Source organism: Streptacidiphilus carbonis (assembly GCF_000787775.1).
Lineage (GTDB): Bacteria > Actinomycetota > Actinomycetes > Streptomycetales > Streptomycetaceae > Streptacidiphilus > Streptacidiphilus carbonis.
In genome coordinates this window covers 1-4509 of sequence record NZ_BBPM01000126.1, presented here as the reverse complement: position 1 = coordinate 4509, position 4509 = coordinate 1, and the positions used below count along the sequence as shown (strand labels likewise).

5 protein-coding genes and 1 pseudogene are annotated in these 4509 nt (G+C 69.0%); 2 read left to right on the top strand and 4 right to left on the bottom strand.

Going from position 1 to position 4509, the window contains the following annotated elements; translation table 11 throughout:
* Positions 1 to 17: 17 nt before the first annotated feature.
* The 3 genes and pseudogenes from TR46_RS37450 to TR46_RS37440 all read right to left on the bottom strand — a co-directional run bounded on the left by TR46_RS37450 (position 18) and on the right by TR46_RS37440 (position 1223).
* Entirely contained in the window at positions 18 to 416 is a 399-nt protein-coding gene (locus tag TR46_RS37450; protein WP_084719272.1) for a helix-turn-helix domain-containing protein, read from the bottom strand.
* Between the two features lie 113 nt (positions 417 to 529).
* Positions 530 to 883, bottom strand: a pseudogene (locus tag TR46_RS45510) (DUF6879 family protein); the annotation flags it as partial.
* Positions 884 to 926: 43 nt separating this feature from the next.
* Complete coding sequence (locus TR46_RS37440) at positions 927 to 1223, bottom strand: hypothetical protein (RefSeq protein ID WP_236655706.1); 297 nt, start codon at positions 1221 to 1223, stop codon at positions 927 to 929.
* Between the two features lie 246 nt (positions 1224 to 1469).
* Between TR46_RS37440 and TR46_RS43375 the strand changes: the two genes are divergently transcribed.
* On the top strand, positions 1470 to 1850 hold the full coding sequence (locus tag TR46_RS43375; protein WP_042411733.1) for a hypothetical protein: 381 nt from the start codon (positions 1470 to 1472) through the stop codon (positions 1848 to 1850).
* Positions 1851 to 2498: 648 nt separating this feature from the next.
* The gene (locus TR46_RS37430) at positions 2499 to 2876 is read left to right on the top strand and encodes a hypothetical protein (protein ID WP_152626939.1); all 378 of its coding nucleotides are present in this window, start codon (positions 2499 to 2501) and stop codon (positions 2874 to 2876) included.
* Between the two features lie 181 nt (positions 2877 to 3057).
* On the opposite strand, the gene TR46_RS38735 is transcribed toward TR46_RS37430, so the two are convergent.
* Positions 3058 to 4143, bottom strand: coding sequence for a HEAT repeat domain-containing protein (locus TR46_RS38735; protein WP_052433471.1), 1086 nt, complete (start codon positions 4141 to 4143; stop codon positions 3058 to 3060).
* Positions 4144 to 4509: the final 366 nt, after the last annotated feature.

The following is a 4509-nucleotide window of genomic DNA, read 5'->3' as shown; positions in this document are numbered from 1 at the left end:
GCGAACACAGCGAGTGCCTACTTGGGAGCGCGCGCGTCCGCGGCCCGCAGCACGACGACCCGCTCGGCCGGCTGCCGTAGTTGCTCGGCGTAGCCGGTGAGGGCGCTCTCCTGCAGTCGTCGCAGTCCGCCTCGCCGCTGACGGCGCCACTCGACGTACATCTGGTCGACCTGGCGGCTGGCCGCGATCAGGTCGACTGCGTGGCTGTCCTGTCCACACGCCGTGCACCAGGTCCGGATGTCCGAGTCGGTCGGGGCCGCCTTGCCGTGCTCGATCCTGGACGTCTTCGCGGAGTGCCGGCCGCAGTGGGCGGCCATCTCCAGCCCGGACAGGCCGGCCTCCAGTCGCATGTCGCGGAGCTGCGCGGCCACCCGCTCCCGGGCGGCCTGCGCACTCGACGATGGGGATGTGGCCATGGTGGGGCCGTCAGCGGATCTTGTAGTCCTCGTGCGGAACGGCCCGGGCCACACCGTCTCGAGGCGGAGCGGACCAGCTCGACCACGGCCGGCTTGGTGGACCACTCGCGTTCGACGACTACGCCGTCGCCGGAGAAGAACGTGAACTCGACGGCCTCTTCGTCGAACATCCACAGGTCGGTGCCGGGTAGGGCGATGTCGGCCGTCTGGCGTCGGGGCAGCCAGCGCACCAGCTCGCCGGCGTTGAGGTTGGCCTCGGTGCCGGAGTGTTCGTACTCGATGTACTCGGTGGCCGGCTCGGACACGATGCCGGCCCGGCGGACGACGACGCCTCGGGCGATCATGTCGCGGACTGTGGCCATCCATCCGGCGCGGGCTGCCGCGTCGAGCTGCGGGTCGCGGGTGCCGGTCCGCTTCCACAAGTCGTAGCCCTCGGCCTCGCCGGCGACGCCGTAGGTGTCCCGCATCTCCAGGTGCACGGCAGAGAAGCGGACCGTCTGGAACGGGTCGTCAGCCGTCCAGTCCTTCTGCGACATCACAAGTCTTTCGGAGGATCGCGGCCATTCGGGCGGGGATGCGGATGACGTCCTCGTGGTCGAAGATCCCGGGGGCGTGTCGCGGGGCGGGGCTGTTGTGGACCTTGGGCCGGAGGTCGTCTCCGGCCTTCCGGCCCTGGAGGATGATCTCCTTGGCGTCGGGGTCGACCCATGCTGTCGGCGAGTCGCGGTCTTCGGTGCTGGGGGCTACGCCGATGAACTGTAGCTCCACGATGACCTCCAAGTCGGGCCGACCGTCGCGGTCATGCACACCCTCCAGGGGCGGTGACTGGCCGTCAATATGCAGTCACTCGCGGGAACTGGGCGGCATCCGAGTCGACCACTGGGTGATCCGGCGCCGGGGGGGTGTACGGATTCGTACGGGAAACGTGACTCTGTACAGCCGCACCGAGCAACCTGGTGCTGCCGCTCAGCGCAGGGCCGGCCCAAGCGGCAGCACGTTCGGGGGAACCACACCGCCCCGGCAAGGGGCACCAACCACGGGGGAGACACACCCATGCTCAAACTCGGGAAGTCCAAGCGGGCCATCGCCATGGCCGCCGCCACCGTCGCGCTCGCCGGCGGCGCGGCGGTCAGCAGCACCGGCACCGCCAGCGCCGCCACCGACCAGTACTGCCAGCACGGCACCTGTATCAGCGGCAGCAACTACAACGGCTCGGCCCTCGGCGAAATCTGCAACGACCAGAGCTCCGCGAACGACTTCTACCTGTGGCTCACGGACGACGCCAACGGCCACACGGTGAGGATCACCACTCCCAAGCTCAGCCCCGGCCAATGTGACCTGATGGCCATGAACGTGGGCAACGACCCGGTGCAGGTCTTCGCCAGCTCCGCCGGCAACTGGACATACGGCACCAACCCGATCAACCCGAACTGACCAACACCAGCACCGGCTCCGCTGCGCCCCGCCCGACGGACACCCCGTTCGCGGCGGGGCGCAGCCTGTCCGGACGGGGCAGGCGGCGAGTGCAAATTCAGCCGGGCCAGAACTCACGAAGACCTGCCTGCCCGACGATCCACACGGCGGACTGCCGCCCGCGACCAGTACGAGCACCCGGGCACGGAATCACACGAGTCCCGTGACCTGGCACTTCACGATGCTCACAACTCAGTGCTCGTTCACCGACCATGGCGACTTGCGCCGCGTGCCCCGCCCCGGACCGCGACCTGTGCCCCGACTGCAGGGGGGTGGGGCTTCCAGGCCGCCACCTCCGGCGAGGACCAGCCGAAGTCCCCCGCTGCCGGGGCCTCGGCGGACGGGAACCCCACGACCTGGAATGCCCGGTGTGGGAGCTGCACCCAGCGCGGTGAAGCACCAGCAACGTGGCATACGAGACCTGGGCCCGACAGGGCAGCCCCTTCGGCCCCCAGACGAACGTACCGAGAACGGGCGCTCCATCAACTCGCGCCCTCCATTTGATCGTTCGGTCACATCTATGGTGATCAAGCGGCATATGCGGACAGAATCGGCACGCGTCTGAGGGCCGCCACACCCGTGGCCGCCTCGGCGCCAGGGGGAGGAATCATGCAGGCACCTGCCACAGAGCGCGACCGGACGCGCTGGGCCATGGACACCGTCGCCAACAACCCGGGGGTCTACCACTGGTCGTGGGAGCCCCGCGCCAACCTGACCAGGAAGGCTGTGCGCGTCGACAACGGCCCCACCGTCCTGATCATCGACCTGCACATGAAGGTCAACGGCCAGAACTGGATCTACGGCGGCGCCTACCAGCGCGACACCGACGAGAGCGAAATCAACATCGCCGCCGTGGTGTCGGCCGGAACACGGAAGCTCATTGCGGACCACATCAACGCGACGTTCCCCGGCGAGATCGCCGACGCCGTCCTGCACGCGGACGACGGCAGCAGGGCCAGCAAAGCGACGTCCTGGCGCCGCGTCTGAGCCACCGGACCCGCTGAACCTTGCGACACGCGGACCGAGCAGAACGCAGCAGCGCCCCGCACGGCCAGGTTGATGGCGTTCCTTGATTCCCCAGGTACGCGCCGTTCAGGGGTGGTGGCAGGCTTGCGAGTGAACCGGTGCATGTGAGAGTCGGTCCTCCGCAGCAACCCCTCGGTGACGCTTACCCCGAGGGACCCGTGAGACTTTCGGCCCACGGCCCGCTCTCAGCAGAACGAGTGAGGTCGGCCACCACCAACTCGGCCGCCCGCGCCGGCTCCCCGCCGGCGCGGGCGAGCAGCGAGACCGCGTCGTAGCTCGCGTCCACCATCTCTCGGTGGGTCACTTTTATCGAGTGCACCGACTCGTAGCGCGGTGAGACAAGCGCCGCGCCGAGGTCGGGGTGCAGTTTCTCCAACTGCTCGACGACCCTCCAGGCGTCGTGCTCTATCCGGGCCCGCCGCACCGGGTCGCAGGCCGCAGTGGCCTGGTCGGTTCCGGGTGAGTCGGGTTCATAGGTATCCAGAGACGGGAGGAGCTCAGGGACGCCCAGGATCTCCGCTGCGTCGAATGTGAAGATGTGGGCTCCGTCGTCGGAGTCCAGCAGTTCCGCGATCAGCGGGACGGCCCGTGGGTCGTGCCGTCTGGCCAGCCCTCGCGCGCCCTCTTCTCGGACCTCGCTGTACTCATCAGTGGTGCACTTCCACAGCGCGTCCCTGATGGCGGTCGTGTCCTGCTCCAGCTGGAATCCCAATGTGAAGGCCGCCCAGTTGCGGACCTCGGGGTCCTGGTCCTGGGTGAGCTGGATCAGCGCCTGGACATCGGGGCCGTCGGGCAGCCCACTGTTGACGAAGGTGATGTCAGAGGCGACCTGACGCCGCAGGTCGGCGTCCCCGTGTCTGGAAAGCCTGACCAGCACGTGGACGGCGCGGGGGTCCTGGGTCTGGCCCAGGCCGCGGACGAGGGAAAGCAGCACGCAGACCTCTGTCTCCACCTCGGCCAGCGCCAGCAGGGCGGTCACCGCCTCGTCGCGCAGAGCCGCATGCTGGTCGGCTGCGTTGCCCACCAGATCGCAGCCCACCTCCCGCTCCAGGAGTCGGGCCGATTCCAGCAACTCCAACCCGCAGCGCAACGCGGTCACCCCGCGCTCCTCCTTCGCCGCCTCCCAGGCCAGCGCCCTGTAGGCGTCCCAGTCGTGCTCCGCCTCCGCGGCCTGCGCCACTCGCGCCGCAGTCATCAAACGCCCCGCCAGCCCCGCCGCGTTGTCCATGTGCGCATCCTTGCCCGAAGGGCCCGGTGGCGGGCACTGGATTTCCACGCCAGGGCCAGGACCGGCACTCCGCTGGCCGTTTTCGCGAAGCGTCATCAAGGTGCGGGGCGCTGGCTGGGCGCGGTTAGGCCGCGGTGATGTTCTCGGCCTGCGGGCCCTTCTGGCCCTGGGTGATGTCGAAGGTGAGCTGGCTTGGGCCGCTCGTCCGGGACGGCGCCAAGGCGACGGGTCGCCGTGGGCTCCGACGTGGTGTCGCGGACGTCGACAAGTGGGAGGACGACCCGCTCAGCGGCACAGGGCTGTAGCAATCCCTGGTCGGGTCCGTACCTGCTGCGATGCTTCAACTGCGCAGCGGAATGATCTTAG

Bases quoted from the DNA above. Each gene is read 5' to 3' on its own strand.
- TR46_RS37450 (WP_084719272.1), bottom strand. From the start codon at position 416: ATGGCCACATCCCCATCGTCGAGTGCGCAGGCCGCCCGGGAGCGGGTG.
- TR46_RS37430 (WP_152626939.1), top strand. From the start codon at position 2,499: ATGCAGGCACCTGCCACAGAGCGCGACCGGACGCGCTGGGCCATGGAC.
- TR46_RS43375 (WP_042411733.1), top strand. From the start codon at position 1,470: ATGCTCAAACTCGGGAAGTCCAAGCGGGCCATCGCCATGGCCGCCGCC.
- TR46_RS38735 (WP_052433471.1), bottom strand. From the start codon at position 4,143: ATGGACAACGCGGCGGGGCTGGCGGGGCGTTTGATGACTGCGGCGCGA.